This window comes from Pseudomonas sp. HN8-3 (genome assembly GCF_020790195.1).
Classification (GTDB): Bacteria; Pseudomonadota; Gammaproteobacteria; order Pseudomonadales; family Pseudomonadaceae; genus Aquipseudomonas; species Aquipseudomonas synxantha_A.
The window spans coordinates 1,338,034-1,356,009 of the sequence record NZ_CP086206.1 but is presented as its reverse complement, the minus strand read 5'-3'; the positions used below and the strand labels follow the sequence as shown (position 1 = coordinate 1,356,009).

Below are 17,976 nucleotides of genomic sequence, written 5' to 3'. Positions count from 1 at the left end.
CAGGTGGCTTAGAACCGCGATACGCTTTTCATCGCGCCAATCAGATACCGCATCGCCACCTGATCACTCTCGGTCAGCGCCCGGTACTGGGCCAGCAACTCCATTTCATCCGAACTCAACCTTCGACCCCGCAATGACATCCGGCGGCTCAGAAAAGACGCCATTGCACCCGCTACGCCATAGGATTTGGCCATGGACCACTACTCCTGATATCAGTCAAATACTCCTGGTGCCCATTTCCAAACTCCCCCCGAAGCACAACGCTTTCGTGGTCAAGCAGCCTACCTCCCTGGGCTAGGAACCAGGCTTACCCTAAGCTTAGAAACTATCTTGTGGCACGTGGGATTTTTTTAGAGTATTCACTTAAAAAAATGGCCTCGGTAATAAAACCCTACAGCGCTTGCTTACGCCGTGGTCGATACAGGACGCGAGTTCTGGCAACCGCAAGAAAAAACCCACCGTATCAGGGTGGGTTCGACCTAACTGTGCGCGGGATCAATCGCGCAGATCCGACTCATGAATCGGCTGGTCCCGATGGGTTGCCCGCTGGTACTGCGCCGGCCAGATAGCCTTGCGCCCGCCCAGGTCATCGTCGGCATGCAGCGGCCAGTACGGGTCGCGCAGCAGTTCACGGGCCAGGAAGATGATGTCGGCCTGGCAGGTGCGCAGGATGTGCTCGGCCTGGGCCGGTTCGGTAATCATGCCAACCGTGCCGGTGGCGATGCCCGACTCCTTGCGCACGCGCTCGGCGAAGCGCGTCTGGTAGCCAGGGCCGGTGGGGATCTCGGCATTGGCGGCGGTGCCCCCGGAGGACACATCGATCAGGTCAACACCCAAGTCTTTCAGGCGGCGCGCCAATTCCACGGTTTCATCCGGGTTCCATCCGTCTTCGACCCAGTCGGTAGCCGATACCCGCACAAACAGTGGCAACTCCTGAGGCCAGGCCGCACGTACGGCCTTGGTCACCTCCAGCACCAGGCGAATGCGGTTTTCGAACGAGCCGCCGTAGTGGTCCTGACGCTGGTTGCTGATGGGCGAGAGAAACTGGTGCAGCAGGTAGCCATGGGCAGCATGGATTTCCACCACTTCAAAACCTGCGGTCAAGGCACGCTTGGCGGCAGCGACAAAGTCGGCGATTACTTGCTGGATCTGCCCTTCGTCCAATTGCTTGGGCTGGGTGTGATTGGGGTCGAAGGCAATCGGCGAAGGGCCCACCGGCACCCACCCGCCCTCCTCCGGCTTGACGCTGCCATGCTTGCCGATCCAGGGCCGATGGGTGCTGGCCTTGCGCCCGGCATGGGCCAGTTGAATACCCGCCACCGCGCCCTGGGCCGCGATAAAGCGCGTGATACGCCGCAGCGGCTCGATCTGGGCGTCGTTCCACAGGCCCAGGTCCTGGGCGGTGATACGCCCATCAGCAGTCACGGCGGTGGCTTCGGTGAAAATCAGCCCCGCGCCCCCCACGGCTCGGCTGCCGAGATGCACCAGGTGCCAGTCATTGGCCAGGCCGTCGTCGCTGGAGTATTGGCACATCGGCGAGACCGCGATGCGGTTGAGCAGGGTCAATTGGCGCAGGGTATAGGGTTCGAGCAGCTGACTCATGGCGCACCTCTTCTGGGTTCTATGGGCACTGTTCAACAGTGTTTAGAGCCTAGTCGACAACCACCGATTGCACAGGGTTCAGAAAGGAAAGCGGGAGCCGATTGCCGGCTCCCGTTATGCAGCGCCTTACATTTCGACCTGGGTGCCCAGCTCGATCACACGGTTTACCGGCAGCTTGAAGAAGCGCAGGTTACCGTTGGCGTTCTTCAACATGAAGGCGAACAAGGTTTCGCGCCAGCGCGCCATGCCCTTGATGCGCGAGGCGATCACGGTCTCGCGGCTGAGGAAATAGGTGGTGCGCATCGGGCTGAAATCCAGATCATCCAGATGGCACAGTTTCAGCGCTTCGGGCACGTCCGGCTCATCGGTGAACCCGAAATGCAGGATCACGCGAAAGAAGCCTTCGCCGTAGGAGTCCACCTCGAAACGCCGTGCGGCAGGCACCCGTGGAATGTCTTCGTAGACCACCGTCAGCAGCACCACCTGCTCATGCAGCACCTGGTTGTGCAGCAGGTTATGCAACAGCGCGTGGGGCACCGCATCCGGGCGCGCGGTCAGGAACACCGCCGTGCCCTGCACGCGATGAGGCGGCTGCACGCGGATGCTGCTGATAAAAATCGGCAATGGCAGCCCACCCTCGTCGAGGCGCTCGACCAGCAATTGCTTGCCGCGCTTCCAGGTGGTCATCAACACGAACAACACAATCCCCGCCAGTACCGGGAACGCGCCGCCCTGGATCACCTTGGGCACGTTGGCGGCGAAAAACAGACCGTCCACCAGCAAGCAGCAGAGCAACACCGGCACCGCCAGCACCGGCGGCCACTTCCACAGCAACAGCATGACCGCCGACACCAGGATGGTGGTCATCAGCATGGTGCCGGTCACCGCTACGCCGTAGGCCGACGCCAGGGCACCGGAAGATTCGAAGCCCAGCACCAGCAGGATCACGCCCACCATCAACGACCAGTTCACGGCGCCGATGTAGATCTGGCCTTGCTCGGCACTCGAAGTGTGCTGGATGTGCATACGCGGGATGTAACCCAACTGGATCGCCTGGCGGGTCAACGAGAACGCACCGGAAATGACTGCCTGGGACGCGATCACGGTCGCCAGGGTGGACAAGCCCACCAGCGGGATCAGCGCCCAGCTCGGTGCCAGCAGGTAAAACGGGTTGCGCGCGGCCTCCGGATCGCCCAGCAGCATCGCGCCCTGGCCGAAATAGTTGAGCACCAGCGCCGGCAGCACCAGGATGAACCAGGCACGGGCGATGGGCTTGCGCCCGAAGTGGCCCATGTCGGCGTACAACGCTTCGGCGCCGGTCAAGGCCAGCACCACCGCGCCAAGAATCGCCACGCCGATGCCGGGGTGAACCATAAAGAAGCGCACGCCCCATGCAGGGTTCAGCGCATTCAATACTTCAGGCTGCTGCAGAATGCCGTACACCCCGAGACCGCCCAGCACCAGGAACCAGGTGACCATCACCGGACCGAACAGCTTGCCGATACGATCGGTGCCGTGTTTCTGGATCAGAAACAGCGCCACCAGCACGATCAACGCAATGGGCACCACCCATTTTTCCAGGCCGTCGAACGCCAGCTCCAGGCCTTCAATGGCCGACAATACCGAAATCGCCGGGGTGATCATGCTGTCGCCATAAAAGAGTGCCGCGCCACACAGGCCGCACACCACCAGGAAACTGCGCAATTTAGCGCGCTCCCCAGCAGCCCGCCGCGCCAACGCCGTGAGCGCCATGATGCCGCCCTCGCCCTGGTTGTCGGCACGTAGCACGAACAACATGTACTTGATCGACACCACCCAGATCAGAGACCAGAAGATCAGCGCCAGTATCCCCAAGACGCCGTCATGGTTGACCTGTACTCCGTAACCGCCGTTGAACACCTCTTTAAGGGTGTAGAGCGGGCTGGTCCCGATATCGCCATAAACCACCCCGACTGCCGCCACCAGCATGCCAATCGGCTTGGCGTTTGAATGCTCGGCACCTGCTGCCTGACTACTTGCCTGACCCATCAACCACTCCTGCCCTTTGACCCAAGGTCTTTTATAAACAGCACGACTAAGCTGACCCTAGCATGCGCTGTTTTACTTCTCGAAACAGACGTTTTATTGACCCAAGGGCATTACCCGTGCGCAACGGCGCGAAGCATAGCGCAGCACTCGTCGCATTTCCCTGCATAAAGCTGGTCAAGTGCGCTGCCCGCCGATAGAATTGCGCACTTTTTGATCAGAGGCGCACCAAGCGCCCATCCGTTGCCTTGTCGTGCACGACCGGCAGCGTCATTCAATACCGAGGTTAGACATGTCCACCACCATCGCAAAAGCCAACCCCAAGGTTGGCTTTGTTTCCCTGGGTTGCCCGAAGGCTCTGGTCGACTCCGAGCGCATCCTCACGCAACTGCGTATGGAAGGCTATGACGTCGTGTCCACGTACCAGGACGCCGATGTGGTGGTGGTCAACACCTGCGGCTTCATCGACTCGGCCAAGGCGGAGTCGCTGGAAGTGATCGGCGAAGCCATCAAGGAAAACGGCAAGGTCATCGTGACCGGCTGCATGGGCGTGGAAGAAGGCAATATCCGTAACGTGCACCCGAGTGTGCTGGCGGTGACCGGCCCGCAGCAGTACGAGCAGGTGGTCAACGCCGTGCATGACGTGGTGCCGCCACGCCAGGACCACAACCCGCTGATCGACCTGGTGCCGCCCCAAGGCATCAAACTGACCCCACGCCACTACGCGTACCTGAAGATATCCGAGGGCTGTAACCACAGCTGCAGCTTCTGCATCATCCCGTCGATGCGCGGCAAACTGGTAAGCCGCCCGGTGGGTGATGTGCTTGACGAGGCCCAGCGCCTGGTCAAATCCGGCGTCAAGGAGCTGCTGGTGATCTCCCAGGACACCAGCGCCTACGGCGTCGACGTGAAATACCGCACTGGCTTCTGGAACGGCGCGCCGGTGAAAACCCGCATGACCGAACTCTGCGAAGCCCTCAGCAGCCTGGGCGTGTGGGTGCGCCTGCACTACGTTTACCCGTACCCGCACGTGGACGAGCTGATCCCGTTGATGGCCGCTGGCAAGATCCTGCCGTACCTGGACATCCCGTTCCAACACGCCAGCCCCAAAGTGCTCAAGGCAATGAAACGCCCGGCGTTCGAAGACAAGACCCTGGCGCGTATCAAGAACTGGCGCGAGATCTGCCCGGAGCTGATCATCCGCTCCACCTTCATCGTCGGCTTCCCCGGCGAGACCGAAGAAGACTTCCAGTACCTGCTCGACTGGCTGACCGAAGCGCAGCTGGACCGCGTCGGATGCTTCCAGTACTCGCCAGTGGAAGGCGCTCCGGCCAACCTGCTGGACCTGGCCGTGGTGCCGGACGACGTCAAGCAAGATCGTTGGGAGCGCTTCATGGCGCACCAACAGGCGATCAGCTCTGCACGCCTGCAACTGCGCATCGGCAAGGAAATCGAAGTGCTGATCGACGAAGTCGACGAGCAAGGCGCCGTTGGCCGCTGCTTCTTCGATGCACCGGAAATCGACGGCAACGTGTTTATTGACGATGCCAGCGGCTTGAAGCCGGGCGACAAGGTCTGGTGCACCGTGACCGACGCCGACGAGTACGACTTGTGGGCTGAAAAGCGCGACTGAAGCGTGTTTGCGTAATATTTTGAAAAAGCCCCGCCTCTGACAAGATGCGGGGCTTTTTTAGGTCTATCGTTTTGCTCATCAGCGCAAATAACGCCAAGAGGCAGCGGTCATGCGACAGCATTCGGTCATCTATACGCCTAAATCCAGCGACTACCCGCGCCTGGCGCAGATCTGGGAAGCCTCAGTACGCGCCACCCACGACTTCCTGCCGGACAGCTATATCGACCGGTTGAAAAACCTGGTGCTGACCCGCTACCTAGATGCGGTGATGCTGATCTGCACCAAGGACTCGCGCCAGCGCATCACCGGGTTCGCCGGGGTGGTGGCCGGCAAGGTGGAAATGCTGTTTATCGACCCGCAACACCGTGGCCAGGGCCTGGGCCGGCAATTGCTGGGCTATGCCACCGAACACCTGAACGCCGAGGAACTGGACGTCAACGAGCAGAACCCCCAGGCGCTGGGCTTTTACCTCAAGCAGGGCTTCGAGGTGATCGGACGCACGGAGCATGATGGCCTTGGGCAGCCTTACCCGTTGCTGCATATGCGTTTGCGCCAGCTGCAACAACAGGCGCGCCAGGGCTAAATGAAATGGGCTCGGGATTAACCGGCGCCAGGCAGGTACAATAGCCGCCCCCTTTTGTTACGGCCCTTGTCATGACTGACCCCATACGCCTCTCCAAACGCCTTATCGAACTGGTCGGTTGCTCCCGTCGGGAGGCTGAGCTGTTTATCGAAGGCGGCTGGGTCTCGGTGGACGGCGAAGTGATCGACGAGCCGCAGTTCAAGGTCACAACCGAAAAAGTCGAGCTGGACCCAGAGGCCAAAGCCACCCCGCCAGAGCCGGTGACCATTCTGTTGCACGCGCCGGCAGGCATGGACGCTGAAACCGCCATGGCCACGATCAGCGCCGAGACCTTGTCTGAAGAACACCGCTTCAGCAAGCGCCCGCTCAAGGGACATTTCCTGCGCCTGACCGCCAGCGCCGACTTGCAAGCCAAGGCCAGCGGCTTGCTGGTGTTCACCCAGGACTGGAAGATTCTGCGCAAGTTGACCGCCGACGCCGCCAAGATCGAGCAGGAATACGTAGTAGAAGTCGAAGGCGACATGGTTGCCCACGGCCTCAACCGCCTGAACCACGGCCTGACCTACAAAGGTAAGGAACTGCCCGCTGTGAAAGCCAGCTGGCAGAACGAAAACCGCCTGCGCTTTGCGATGAAAAACCCGCAACCCGGCGTTATCGCGCTGTTCTGCGAAGCTGTTGGCCTGAAAGTCATCGCCATCCGCCGTATCCGCATCGGCGGCGTGTCCATTGGCAAGGTGCCAGTGGGCCAATGGCGCTACCTGTCCGGCAAAGAGAAGTTCTAAGCCGTTCCCCTTTTCCCGACACCGCCTGATTGGGCGGCGTCATCAGTTCAATAGCAGGATTGCTCACCATGATTCACAACGACGTACTGCGCAGCGTGCGCTACATGCTCGACATCAGCGACAACAAGATGGTCGAGATCATCAAGCTCGGCGGCATGGACGTGACCAAGGAAGACCTGCTGACCTACCTCAAGAAAGATGAGGAAGAAGGCTTCGTGTTCTGCCCGGATGAAGTCATGGCTCACTTCCTCGATGGCCTGGTCATCTTCAAGCGCGGCAAGGACGAAAGCCGTCCACCGCAGCCGATCGAAACGCCGGTGACCAACAACATCATCCTGAAAAAGCTGCGCGTGGCCTTCGAACTGAAGGAAGACGACATGCATGCCATCCTCAAGGCAGCGGAGTTCCCGGTGTCCAAGCCAGAGCTGAGCGCGCTGTTCCGCAAGTTCGGCCATACCAACTACCGCACCTGTGGTGATCAGTTGCTGCGTAACTTCCTCAAGGGCCTGACCTTGCGGGTCCGTGCCTAAGCCATGAGTTACCAGGTCTCGCCCGTCGGTTTCGTACGCTCCTGCTTCAAGGAGAAGTTCGCCATCCCGCGCCAACCGCAACTGGCACCGGCTGCCCGTGGCGTGCTGGAGTTGGTGGCGCCGTTCGACCAGGGCGAGGCGGTGCAGGGGCTGGAACAGGTCAGCCATGTGTGGTTGCTGTTCCTGTTTCATCAGGCCCTGGAAGACAAGCCACGCCTGAAAGTGCGCCCGCCACGCCTGGGCGGCAATACGTCCATGGGCGTGTTTGCCACCCGTGCCACCCACCGACCTAATGGCATTGGCCAATCGGTGGTCAAGCTGGACAAGGTGGAACCGGGGCGACTGTGGATTTCCGGGATCGACTTGCTCGATGGCACGCCGGTGCTGGATATCAAGCCATATGTGCCCTATGCCGACATTGTCGACAGCGCTACCAACACCATTGCCAGCAGCGCGCCGCAACTGATTGCGGTGCAGTGGCTGAAGACGGCGCTGCAACAGGCGCAAGGCCACGCTCAACGCCTCGGCGAGCCGTTGGTGGAACTGATTGAGCAGTGTTTGGCGCAGGATCCGCGGCCGGCGTATCAGATTCCTACGTCGGAACGGGAATACGGTGCGCAATTCTGGGATGTGGATGTGCGCTGGCACTACCCGGAACCCGGGATGATTTGTGTGCTGGAAGTGGTTCCCGCCGGATAAACCGGAGACCGAATGTGGGAGGGGGCTTGCTCCCGATAGCAGTGGGTCAGTCACCAGATGCAGTGACTGACACTCCGCCATCGGGGGCAAGCCCCCTCCCACATTTTGATCTGCTTACTGACGCTGTATTACTTCTCGACGAACGCACGCTCGATCAGGTAATCGCCCGGCTCACGCATCCGTGGCGAAACCTTCAGGCCGAAGCTGTTCAGCACTTCGCTGGTCTCATCCAACATGCTTGGGCTGCCGCACAGCATGGCGCGGTCGTCTTCGGGGTTGATCGGTGGCAGGCCGATGTCGCTGAACAGCTTGCCACTGCGCATCAGGTCGGTCAGGCGGCCTTCGTTTTCGAACGGCTCGCGGGTCACGGTCGGGTAGTAGATCAACTTGTCACGCAGGGCCTCGCCGAAGAATTCGTTCTGCGGCAGGTGCTCGGTGATGAATTCGCGGTAGGCGACTTCGTTGACGTAGCGCACGCCGTGGCACAGGATGACTTTTTCGAAACGCTCGTAGGTCTCCGGGTCCTGGATCACGCTCATGAACGGCGCGAGGCCAGTGCCGGTGCTGAGCAGGTACAGGTGTTTGCCCGGCTTCAAATCGTCAAGCACCAGGGTGCCCGTCGGTTTTTTGCTGATGATGATCTCGTCGCCTTCCTTCAAGTGCTGCAATTGGGAAGTCAGCGGGCCATCCGGCACCTTGATGCTGAAGAATTCCAGATGCTCTTCCCAGTTCGGGCTGGCAATCGAGTAAGCGCGCATGAGCGGGCGGCCGTTGGGCTGTTGCAGGCCGATCATCACGAACTGACCGTTCTCGAAGCGCAGGCCCGGATCGCGGGTGCACTTGAAGCTGAACAGAGTGTCGTTCCAGTGATGAACACTGAGGACACGCTCGTGGTTCATGTTGCTCATGTACGGGGGACTCCTGGAAATGGGTCTGCGCCAAAGGTAAGGATGCGCAATTGCACAGCATTCTAATGGCGGCGACAATATCTGTTAACTGGATTATTAAGATAAGGGTTATCGGTTATATCGATATGCGATTTACTCTCCGTCAACTGCAAGTTTTCGTCGCCGTCGCCCAGCAGGAAAGCGTCTCGCGCGCTGCTGGCCTTCTGGCCTTATCTCAATCCGCCGCCAGCACGTCGATTACCGAGCTGGAGCGTCAATCCAGCTGCCAATTATTCGACCGCGCCGGTAAGCGCCTGAGCCTCAATGCCCTCGGTCATCAGCTACTGCCCCAGGCCGTGGCACTGCTGGACCAGGCCAAGGAGATCGAAGACCTGCTCAACGGCAAGTCCGGCTTCGGTTCCCTGGCGGTCGGCGCCACCTTGACCATCGGCAATTACCTGGCTACGCTGCTGATTGGCAGCTTTATGCAGCAACACCCCGAGAGCCAGGTAAAGCTGCACGTGCAGAACACTGCCCATATCGTGCATCAGGTTGCCCACTACGAAATTGACCTGGGTCTAATTGAAGGCGACTGCAGCCACCCGGATATCGAGGTGCAGACGTGGGTAGAAGATGAGCTGGTCGTGTTCTGTGCGCCCCAGCATCATTTGGCCAAGCGTGGCGTGGCCACCATGGACGAATTGACCCACGAAGCGTGGATACTGCGGGAACAAGGCTCGGGCACGCGCCTGACCTTCGACCAGGCTATGCGTCATCACCGTAGCGCACTCAATATTCGCCTGGAGCTGGAACACACGGAGGCAATCAAGCGGGCCGTGGAGTCAGGCTTGGGGATTGGCTGCATTTCGCGGCTGGCGCTGCGCGATGCCTTCCGCCGTGGCAGCCTGGTGCCGGTAGAAACCCCGGACCTGGATCTGGCCCGGCAGTTCTACTTCATCTGGCACAAGCAGAAGTACCAGACCTCGGCGATGCGCGAGTTTCTCGAATTGTGCCGCGCCTTCACCGCTGGGGTGCAGCGCAGCGACGAGATCGTGCTGCCGAGTATCGCGTGATCCTCAGATCAGGATCACCGCCCATACCAGGGTGATCATGGTCAGTGCCACGAACTGCGCGGCGCTGCCCATGTCCTTGGCGTTTTTCGACAGCGGGTGGCGGTCCAGGGAAATACGGTCAATGGCCGCTTCCACCGCTGAGTTGAGCAACTCAACGATCAGCGCCAACAAACACACTGCAATCAGCAGCGCCCGTTCAACCCGACTGACCTGCAGGAAAAAGCTCAGGGGGATCAGGATGACGTTCAGCAACACCAGCTGGCGGAATGCCGCCTCGCCAGTGAAGGCCGCGCGCAGGCCATCCAGGGAATAGCCCCCTGCATTGAAGATACGTTTGATACCGGTTTGACCCTTGAAAGGCGACATAGATGTAGGCAACTGAACCAAAGAAGTGGGGAAGCTAGATCACGCAAAGTCAAAAAAGCGTGAAGCGGCTGTAACTTAATGTTGCGAGATAGACTCGAGTTGCTGCAACAGCAACGCCGCCTGGGTGCGCGTACGCACGCCCAACTTACGGAAAATCGCCGTAACGTGGGCCTTGATGGTCGCTTCCGACACACTCAATTCGTAGGCAATCTGCTTGTTCAACAACCCTTCGCAGACCATGGTCAATACCCGGAACTGCTGGGGCGTCAAGCTGGCCAGGCCATCGCGGGCGGCCTTGGCTTCATCGGACACATTGATTTCTTCAAACGCCTGGGGTGGCCAGGACACATCGCCGTCCAATACCGTGCGCACGGCTTTCTGGATATCTTCCATCGCGCTGGACTTGGGAATGAAACCGCTGGCGCCAAACTCCTTGGAGCGCACCACCACGTCGGCTTCTTCCTGGGCTGACACCATCACCACGGGGATCTGTGGGTATTGACCACGCAGCAGCACCAGCCCGGAGAAACCGTAGGCGCCCGGCATGTTCAGGTCGAGCAACACCAGGTCCCAGTCGGACTTTTCGGTAAGGCGGGCTTCCAGTTCGGCAATGCTGGCCACTTCGACCAGACGTACATCGGGGCCAAGGCCCAGGGTTACGGCCTGATGCAGTGCGCTGCGAAACAGCGGGTGGTCATCGGCAATCAGGATTTCGTATGTGGCCATTGGTTAAATGATCCTGTTTTTTATGGGAGCCCTGATGGGTTCAGGGTTCACCAATACACGAGGCGACGGCCAGGCAGCGATCGCCACAGGGCCCGCTCAACGTCAAAAACACATGAAACGACGTCGATAATTCACGGTTGCGCCCAATCGGCGCACAGCATGCCCAGCGTAGCCTGGAGGGTCAAGCACTACGCCCGTGGGGATTTTAGCGGGTTGCGGGCTTACAGTGCCATCATGCAAACGTCGTCTGGTTATACCGCCGGGATGTAGGGTGCAAGGCGGGTATGCACGGTGTCTGCCGCATCCAGTGGCAGCTGGAACTTGGCAGCCAGGTAATGGGTGCTGAACACATCAAGGTAAGCATCCAGCACTTCGCTGGCGGCCAGGTCATTGGCCAGTTCCAGGCACAGCGCCGCCACCTCGGCGGTGCAGAAATGGTCATCGCGCTTGGAGCGCCGTAGTTTGTAGCGCGACAACTGCTCGGGCGCCAGGCTCAGCACTGGTAGATGCTCCAGATAGGGGCTTTTGCGAAACATCTTGCGCGCTTCGCTCCAAGTACCGTCCAGCAGAATGAACAGCGGGCGCTTGCCCTCCTCCACGCGCACTTCACTGACTACCCGTTGCGGCGCCACGAATTCACCGGGAAATACGATGTACGGTTGCCACTGCGGGTCGGCCAACACCCTGAGCAACTCGGGGTCGACTTCGGTGCGCGACCAGGCGAACGCGGTGGTGTCGTGTATGACATCGGCGATCAGCCAACCCGTGTTGCTGGGTTTCATCGGCTCTACGTCATGCATCAACAGGCACATGGCGGACCTGGCTTCTACCTGCGGCCGCCAGGCACACAGGCAGTACTCAGGAATGACCCGACAGCCGGGACAACGCTCAGCACGCGAACCCCGATTGAGAAACGGCCTGACGGCACGCGCCAGACGCTGAGCACGCAAACGGGAAACGGCGTGGCTCATCGGGCACGCGGCGAAGAAAAGGGAATCGACACGGAAGAAACTCGTGAAAAACAGAAGTCCCGCAGTTTACCAGCGATACGCCTGGCTGTAGTGGCAAGGGCTCACCTATAATTGCGCGCCACTGAACGCACAGCGCAGTGGCTGGTCTATGCACCAGTAACCGAATCAGGAGAGTTTCATGCTGCGTTCCATGCTGCGCCTTGTTGCCCCATCCGTCGCCCTTGCGCTGGTCTTGCCTATGGGCGCCCACGCGGCCTCGCTGCTGGAGGCTCAAATGAACAAGAAGCTGCAAAGCGTCGCGGCCGAAAGCAACAAGGACCTGCCCCGGGAAATCGATGAAAAAACCCTGGAAGTCGCCTACACCGTTGAAGGCATGCAGTTGATCGATCACCTCAGCGTGCTGCCTGATCGTGCCGAACAGATGCGCGCCAACCCAAAGGCTGTGTATTTCCAGCTAGGCCGCAGTGTGTGCACCAACCCAGGCTACCGCGAGCTGATGGCCAAGGGCGCGGTGATGCGCTACGAAATCACCGAGAACAAGACCAATCGGCCGGTGGCTTCGGTCAAGTTTGCAGAGGCCGATTGCCCGGCTCCGGCGAAGAAGAAAAAGTAACCACTGCTAAACCCTCGCGCGCGGCTGTCCAGCGGCGCGCAATCCCTCGATCCGTTTTCTGCCAACAACTGAACGCTCTGATGCGTAACCAATAAGCGGTTGCCAGCCAAGGGTTTTTCGGCCCATGATCAAGCCATCCCATACGCCCGCCCACAGCTATTTCAATGCTGTTCAGTAACACTTTCAGGGCATAAGCGGCCTGCCCTCCTGTGGCATGCAACGACACATGCAGTGTCGTGGCCCCGACGACGCTCTCGTCGACTATCCAGGCCCTGTAAAGAAGGAGAAGTTGAATGCCTTATGAATCCAATGATCAGTTGCTTCGTCATTTTGAAGAAAACGGGACCGTCCTCACGCAGCAGGTCGACGCGCAAATCCAGTTGATCGCCCCCAACAGCCCGAATATCCCCCTTTATCGCGACATGATCCTTACCGTTCTGCGCATGGCCCAGGACGACCGGGATCGCTGGAATGCCAAGATCACCCTGCGCGCCATTCGTGAATTGGACCATGCATTTCGCGTACTCGAACAATTCAAGGACCGGCGCAAGGTGACGGTGTTCGGCTCGGCACGTACACCTGTGGAAAGCCCACTGTATGCACTGGCACGAGAGGTGGGTGCAGCATTGGCGCGCTCCGACCTGATGGTAATCACCGGCGGTGGCGGCGGCATCATGGCGGCAGCCCACGAAGGCGCGGGCCTGGCGCACAGCCTGGGGTTCAATATCACGCTACCCTTTGAACAGCACGCCAACCCCACCATCAATGGCACCGAAAACCTGCTGTCATTCCACTTCTTCTTTACCCGCAAGCTGTTCTTCGTCAAGGAAGCCGACGCGCTGGTGTTGTGCCCAGGCGGTTTCGGCACCCTGGACGAGGCTTTGGAAGTACTGACCCTGATCCAGACTGGCAAGAGCCCGCTGGTGCCAGTAGTGTTGCTGGATGCGCCAGGCGGTGGGTTCTGGCAAGGTGCCCTGGACTTTATCCGCAGCCAGTTGGAAGCCAACCGCTACATTCTGCCTACTGACCTCAAGCTGATACGCCTGGTCTACAGCGCCGAAGAAGCAGTGGATGAAATCAACCAGTTCTATGCCAACTTCCACTCCACCCGTTGGTTGAAACGCGAGTTTGTGGTGCGCATGAACCATCCTCTCAGTGAGCGTGCTCTGGCCCATTTGCAGCAAGAGTTTGCCAGCCTGCGGCTCAGTGGCGAGTTTCAACAGCTCGCCTATACAGGCGAAGACCATGACGAACCAAGGTTCAGTCACTTGACCCGCCTGATGTTCAACTTCAATGGCCGCGACCAGGGGCGACTGCGTGAATTGGTGGATTACATCAACCTGCCGGAAAACTGGGCACAGGCCCAAGGCAAGACGCAGCAACGTGTGACGTCACTGCCGGCGTAGTTTTTTGCAGGCGAAAAAAAAGGCCCACTATTTTCATAGTGGGCCTTTTCGTTTTGGGGCGTTCAGTCGTCCATATCGCGGCCGCTCAACAAGCGGCTGATCATGTCCATCGAAAACCCGCGATAGCTCAGAAAGCGCCCTTGCTTCGCACGCTCCCTGGCGTCAATCGGAAGGTGCCCCGCAAACTTGCGGCGCCAAGTGTCTTCCAACTGCGACTGCCAGTTGATACCGCACTCACGCAGGGCAAGGTCGATATCGGCACGTTGCAGACCACGCTGGCTCAGCTCTTCACGAATCCGCGCAGGGCCGTAACCGGAGCGCGCTCGGTAGGACACAAAACTTTCAAGGTAACGGGCTTCCGACAACAGCCCTTCTTCTGTCAAACGGTCGAGGGCTGTTTCGATCATCTCAGGCTCTGCGCCGCGCTGACGCAATTTACGCGTCAGCTCGACTCGGCCATGCTCGCGGCGAGCGAGCAGGTCCATTGCAGTGCGCCGAACGGCAACGAGTGTATCCAGTACAACGGTCATCGTTTGCTTCAGATGTCAGTGTCGGCTTCTTCCATCTCGTCAACCGGCTCGCGGTTAGCGGCAGCTTTCACGTCCGGCGCCGGGGTCAGCAGCTTGTCGCGAATCTGCTTCTCAAGCGTGGCAGCGATATCCGGGTTGTCCGCCAGGAACTTGGCCGAGTTGGCCTTGCCCTGACCGATCTTGCTGCCGTTGTAGGCATACCAGGCACCGGACTTTTCGACGAAACCGTGCAGTACACCCAGGTCGATCATCTCGCCGTTCAGGTAGATACCCTTGCCGTAGAGAATCTGGAACTCAGCCTGACGGAATGGCGGGGCCACTTTGTTCTTCACAACCTTGACGCGAGTTTCGCTACCGACAACCTCGTCACCTTCCTTCACCGCGCCAGTACGGCGGATATCCAGACGGACCGAAGCGTAGAACTTCAGCGCGTTACCACCGGTGGTGGTTTCCGGGCTGCCGAACATCACGCCGATCTTCATGCGGATCTGGTTGATGAAGATCACCAGGCAGTTGGCGTTTTTGATGTTACCGGTGATTTTACGCAGCGCCTGGGACATCAGGCGGGCTTGCAGGCCCACGTGCATGTCACCCATTTCGCCTTCGATTTCAGCCTTGGGTACCAGGGCAGCCACGGAGTCGACCACGATCACGTCGATGGCGTTGGAGCGCACCAGCATGTCGGTGATTTCCAGGGCTTGCTCGCCGGTGTCCGGCTGGGAAACCAGCAGGTCATCGACGTTGACGCCCAGCTTGCCGGCGTACTCAGGATCCAGGGCGTGCTCGGCGTCGACGAACGCGCAGGTGGCGCCCATCTTTTGTGCCTGGGCAATCACCGACAGGGTCAGGGTGGTCTTACCGGAAGATTCAGGACCGTAGATTTCAACGATACGGCCTTTTGGCAGGCCGCCAATGCCGAGCGCGATGTCCAGACCCAGAGAGCCAGTGGAAATAGCCGGGATCGCCTGACGGTCGTGATCGCCCATACGCATTACGGCACCCTTGCCGAATTGACGTTCGATCTGACCCAGGGCCGCAGCCAAGGCTTTCTTCTTGTTGTCGTCCATTAAAGTCCTCACGTAATCAATAAGGCCTGACGGCCAACACCTGTATAAGTAGACAGTATTGTTCCACAAAGATCCGAGATCGCCTACCCCTGATTGTCTATTTCTGCTGCAGCTCGTCGCAACAAGCCCTCCAGCGCGGCTTTTACCGTTTGTCGGCGGACCTCGTCGCGGTTGCCGGGGAAGTGCGCAAGCTCAGCCGTCACCTCTTCACCCACGGCAAAAGCCAGCCAAACGGTGCCCACCGGCTTGTCCGGCGAGCCGCCATCCGGGCCGGCGACACCGCTGACCGCCACGGCAAACCGCGCCAGGCTTTTTTCCTGCGCGCCGCGAGCCATCGCTTCCACCACTTCCTGGCTGACGGCGCCGACTTTGGCGAACAGTTTTTCTGGCACATTCAACTGCCGGGTCTTCTGTCGGTTGGAATAGGTGACATAGCCCGCCTCGAACCAGGCCGAACTGCCCGGGATCCGCGTGATGGCTTCGGCAATGCCGCCGCCGGTACAGGACTCGGCAGTGGTGACGTGGGCACTGAGCACCTGCAAACGGCGCCCCAGTTCGGCAGCCAGTTGAGTGATTTCCTTCACGGTCGTCTCCAGGAATGGGCGGGGGTTCGCCTACCCTACAGGAGCCTATCGGCCATGCAAGATACAGAGTGCATCAAGAGGCTAACGCGCGACGGCCTGCACATAGGCCTGACAAGCGCGCAAGGCGATCAGGGCGCTGTCGCCGTCGTCGGTGATGCGGATAATTCGCTGAGCATGCGCCGGGTCAAGTCGGGCTCGCGGGGCTGCATGAACCACGCTGCCGGGTGTGGAGGTGGCAGGCACTGCGTAGCCAGTGGCGGCGCTGTCGAGAAGGACTGACAGCCGCACATCAGCAGTGGCCAGGCGATCGCGCAGAGCCGCTTGGTTGCGTTGGGCATTGGTTAATTCCTGGGTGTGTTGCTGGTCGCTGGCGTTGAGCTGTTGCTCAAGGGCCAGGCGCTTTTCCTGTTCCGTTCTCTGCTGACTCAGCGCCGCCTCAATTTGTTGGTTTAGCTTGGCGGCCTGGGATGTTAACTGACGTTCCAGTTGCAAACCGTAGCGCCAGGCCTGGAGTTGCCAAGCAACCGCTGCCGCTCCTGCCATCGACAACACCATCAACACCAGCAAGCCGACCAGTTTCTGCACCCGACTCAAAGCAAAGCCCTTCGCACACCTTCGGCCAGCACTGCATCGGGGTAAACATATCCCGCGTTCTCATGACGAATAATTGCCCTCACGATCCCACGCATCACAAATGGTTTGGTCAGGTCGATCTCGGCTTCAGACGGCGTATCGCTGCTCACCTCTACGGCATGTATATATGCCGCCGTATCGTTCTCAACATTGGGTGCCCAGCGGTCAATAAGCCCCCTCACCGTTCTGAGCCCATATTTGCGCTGGTAAGTGAGCAGTAACTTGCCCATGGCGCGGATACCGTTCTCGGGGGTATCAAATCGTACAAATCGCTTCTCGATAGCCGGGTCAGGTTTGAGCTGGCCTTGCCATCGATTGGCTGGGCTGTAGTCGATATTCCCGGGGTTTCGATTGCGTACCCCGCGAGGTTCTGTGACTGGCATTGTGTTCTCCAGAATCAAGTAGGAGGCGGACTTACGTCCGCCGTCTCTCATACCACCGTACATACGGGTCCGTATAAGTGGCTCAGGTTATGCGGCTGGCGCGCTAGGTAAATCTGAAGCGATGTTGCTCGATGATCGGCGCACTTATCTTCAAGCGAAAAAAAACCGTTCACGGCGGTATCGGTGTACGTTTCGGTCAGGTGTCGGTGACAAGCTCAGCGGTCACGATGTCGAGAGCGTTTTTTCGCTTTGCCTGCACCTCGTCAGGAATTGGTCGCTTGCGCTCATAGTCGGCGATAACCTGCCAATCGGTAGACTGCAAGTATTGAAGTGCAAGAGTCCGCTCTGCGGCACGTTTAATATCTGCAGGTGTGACGATTTTCTTAAGATGATCGAGATTGATACTCATGGCTTGATTAGCTCCGCCTCACTGTTTGTTTGATCTTCCGGCACGGGTACGTTGCCGTCCTTCGTAACCGTGATGTCGGCGGGGCATCTGACAGTCACCGGTGCTCCGTGCTTGAACTGCAGTTCAATACCGATCGTCAGTACATTTCCGAGGCGCCGCGAGTAGTCGCGATAACCAGGCGCATCGATATCGGCATACCAAATTTCGTACCCATCAGGTAATACTGAAAAGTCTGTCTCAACACCATTGAGCGTGACTTTTTCGCCCCTCACCGACAGGGTCGGCGGTACGATTTCAGTATCATCCATCGAAAGCAGCGGAAAAAACTTAAATACGATTTTCATTATTTCCACCATCCGGTTACGCAAACCGCCATATTGTTGAAGCCTTGCGCCATCGGCCCATTTCTCCACGCGACAACGCAGTTGGTTGGTGACGTTATGTGGCCATTCGCCAAACCGTAATGGTCATGTG

General features: G+C 59.2%; 22 protein-coding genes. 8 read left to right on the top strand and 14 right to left on the bottom strand.

Annotation, left to right across the window (positions count from 1 at the left end):
* Positions 1-8: 8 nt before the first annotated feature.
* The 3 genes from LJX92_RS05970 to LJX92_RS05960 all read right to left on the bottom strand — a co-directional run bounded on the left by LJX92_RS05970 (position 9) and on the right by LJX92_RS05960 (position 3,630).
* Entirely contained in the window at positions 9-194 is a 186-nt protein-coding gene (locus tag LJX92_RS05970; protein WP_005785481.1) for a hypothetical protein, read from the bottom strand.
* Positions 195-495: 301 nt separating this feature from the next.
* A complete protein-coding gene (locus LJX92_RS05965; RefSeq protein ID WP_005785478.1) occupies positions 496-1,602 on the bottom strand; it encodes an NADH:flavin oxidoreductase/NADH oxidase in 1,107 nt (368 codons plus the stop codon).
* Between the two features lie 126 nt (positions 1,603-1,728).
* Positions 1,729-3,630 carry a potassium transporter Kup gene (locus LJX92_RS05960; protein ID WP_005785476.1) on the bottom strand — a complete coding sequence of 634 codons (1,902 nt, stop codon included), beginning with the start codon at positions 3,628-3,630 and terminating at the stop codon, positions 1,729-1,731.
* 289 nt (positions 3,631-3,919) lie between these two features.
* Here LJX92_RS05960 and rimO point away from each other — a divergent pair, with 289 nt between their 5' ends.
* The 5 genes from rimO (at position 3,920) to tsaA (ending at position 7,854) form a co-directional block, all read left to right on the top strand.
* Positions 3,920-5,260 carry a 30S ribosomal protein S12 methylthiotransferase RimO gene (rimO, locus tag LJX92_RS05955; protein WP_005785474.1) on the top strand — a complete coding sequence of 447 codons (1,341 nt, stop codon included), beginning with the start codon at positions 3,920-3,922 and terminating at the stop codon, positions 5,258-5,260.
* Between the two features lie 109 nt (positions 5,261-5,369).
* Positions 5,370-5,843 carry a GNAT family N-acetyltransferase gene (locus LJX92_RS05950; RefSeq protein ID WP_032877496.1) on the top strand — a complete coding sequence of 158 codons (474 nt, stop codon included), beginning with the start codon at positions 5,370-5,372 and terminating at the stop codon, positions 5,841-5,843.
* A gap of 71 nt (positions 5,844-5,914) precedes the next feature.
* Positions 5,915-6,625 (top strand): rRNA pseudouridine synthase, encoded by a 711-nt coding sequence (locus tag LJX92_RS05945; RefSeq protein ID WP_005785471.1) that lies wholly within the window; start codon positions 5,915-5,917, stop codon positions 6,623-6,625.
* Between the two features lie 68 nt (positions 6,626-6,693).
* Positions 6,694-7,155: a DUF1456 family protein gene (locus LJX92_RS05940; protein WP_005785469.1), complete on the top strand. Its 462-nt coding sequence runs from the start codon at positions 6,694-6,696 to the stop codon at positions 7,153-7,155.
* 3 nt (positions 7,156-7,158) lie between these two features.
* Positions 7,159-7,854 carry a tRNA (N6-threonylcarbamoyladenosine(37)-N6)-methyltransferase TrmO gene (gene tsaA / locus LJX92_RS05935; RefSeq protein ID WP_228309415.1) on the top strand — a complete coding sequence of 232 codons (696 nt, stop codon included), beginning with the start codon at positions 7,159-7,161 and terminating at the stop codon, positions 7,852-7,854.
* A gap of 128 nt (positions 7,855-7,982) precedes the next feature.
* Here the strand turns inward: tsaA and fpr are convergent, their stop codons facing one another.
* The gene (gene fpr / locus LJX92_RS05930) at positions 7,983-8,762 is read right to left on the bottom strand and encodes a ferredoxin-NADP reductase (RefSeq protein ID WP_003189055.1); all 780 of its coding nucleotides are present in this window, start codon (positions 8,760-8,762) and stop codon (positions 7,983-7,985) included.
* Positions 8,763-8,887: 125 nt separating this feature from the next.
* On the opposite strand from fpr, the gene LJX92_RS05925 reads away from it, so the two are divergent.
* Positions 8,888-9,814 (top strand): LysR family transcriptional regulator, encoded by a 927-nt coding sequence (locus LJX92_RS05925; protein ID WP_003189054.1) that lies wholly within the window; start codon positions 8,888-8,890, stop codon positions 9,812-9,814.
* 3 nt (positions 9,815-9,817) lie between these two features.
* Here LJX92_RS05925 and LJX92_RS05920 read toward each other — a convergent pair whose 3' ends face one another.
* The 3 genes from LJX92_RS05920 to LJX92_RS05910 all read right to left on the bottom strand — a co-directional run bounded on the left by LJX92_RS05920 (position 9,818) and on the right by LJX92_RS05910 (position 11,877).
* Positions 9,818-10,180 carry a diacylglycerol kinase gene (locus LJX92_RS05920; protein ID WP_003189051.1) on the bottom strand — a complete coding sequence of 121 codons (363 nt, stop codon included), beginning with the start codon at positions 10,178-10,180 and terminating at the stop codon, positions 9,818-9,820.
* A gap of 75 nt (positions 10,181-10,255) precedes the next feature.
* On the bottom strand, positions 10,256-10,906 hold the full coding sequence (gene erdR / locus LJX92_RS05915) for a response regulator transcription factor ErdR (protein WP_003189050.1): 651 nt from the start codon (positions 10,904-10,906) through the stop codon (positions 10,256-10,258).
* 251 nt (positions 10,907-11,157) lie between these two features.
* Complete coding sequence (locus LJX92_RS05910; RefSeq protein WP_228309414.1) at positions 11,158-11,877, bottom strand: tRNA-uridine aminocarboxypropyltransferase; 720 nt, start codon at positions 11,875-11,877, stop codon at positions 11,158-11,160.
* A gap of 178 nt (positions 11,878-12,055) precedes the next feature.
* Here LJX92_RS05910 and LJX92_RS05905 point away from each other — a divergent pair, with 178 nt between their 5' ends.
* Both LJX92_RS05905 and LJX92_RS05900 read left to right on the top strand, forming a co-directional pair.
* A complete protein-coding gene (locus LJX92_RS05905; RefSeq protein WP_034126491.1) occupies positions 12,056-12,490 on the top strand; it encodes a PA3611 family quorum-sensing-regulated virulence factor in 435 nt (144 codons plus the stop codon).
* Positions 12,491-12,783: 293 nt separating this feature from the next.
* Positions 12,784-13,896, top strand: a complete 1,113-nt coding sequence (locus tag LJX92_RS05900; protein WP_228309413.1) for a TIGR00730 family Rossman fold protein — start codon at positions 12,784-12,786, stop codon at positions 13,894-13,896.
* Positions 13,897-13,958: 62 nt separating this feature from the next.
* On the opposite strand, the gene recX is transcribed toward LJX92_RS05900, so the two are convergent.
* From recX to LJX92_RS05865, 7 genes are all read right to left on the bottom strand, one after another.
* Positions 13,959-14,426, bottom strand: a complete 468-nt coding sequence (gene recX, locus LJX92_RS05895; protein ID WP_005785456.1) for a recombination regulator RecX — start codon at positions 14,424-14,426, stop codon at positions 13,959-13,961.
* 8 nt (positions 14,427-14,434) lie between these two features.
* The gene (gene recA, locus LJX92_RS05890; protein ID WP_005785454.1) at positions 14,435-15,493 is read right to left on the bottom strand and encodes a recombinase RecA; all 1,059 of its coding nucleotides are present in this window, start codon (positions 15,491-15,493) and stop codon (positions 14,435-14,437) included.
* 83 nt (positions 15,494-15,576) lie between these two features.
* Positions 15,577-16,077 carry a CinA family protein gene (locus LJX92_RS05885; protein WP_034126488.1) on the bottom strand — a complete coding sequence of 167 codons (501 nt, stop codon included), beginning with the start codon at positions 16,075-16,077 and terminating at the stop codon, positions 15,577-15,579.
* A gap of 81 nt (positions 16,078-16,158) precedes the next feature.
* Positions 16,159-16,632 (bottom strand): lysis system i-spanin subunit Rz, encoded by a 474-nt coding sequence (locus tag LJX92_RS05880; RefSeq protein WP_228309895.1) that lies wholly within the window; start codon positions 16,630-16,632, stop codon positions 16,159-16,161.
* A 35-nt stretch (positions 16,633-16,667) separates the two neighbouring features.
* Entirely contained in the window at positions 16,668-17,093 is a 426-nt protein-coding gene (locus LJX92_RS05875; protein WP_228309412.1) for a structural protein, read from the bottom strand.
* 196 nt (positions 17,094-17,289) lie between these two features.
* Positions 17,290-17,502: a hypothetical protein gene (locus LJX92_RS05870; RefSeq protein ID WP_228309411.1), complete on the bottom strand. Its 213-nt coding sequence runs from the start codon at positions 17,500-17,502 to the stop codon at positions 17,290-17,292.
* Complete coding sequence (locus tag LJX92_RS05865; RefSeq protein WP_228309410.1) at positions 17,499-17,846, bottom strand: hypothetical protein; 348 nt, start codon at positions 17,844-17,846, stop codon at positions 17,499-17,501. The genes LJX92_RS05870 and LJX92_RS05865 overlap by 4 nt, the downstream gene beginning before the upstream one ends.
* Positions 17,847-17,976: the final 130 nt, after the last annotated feature.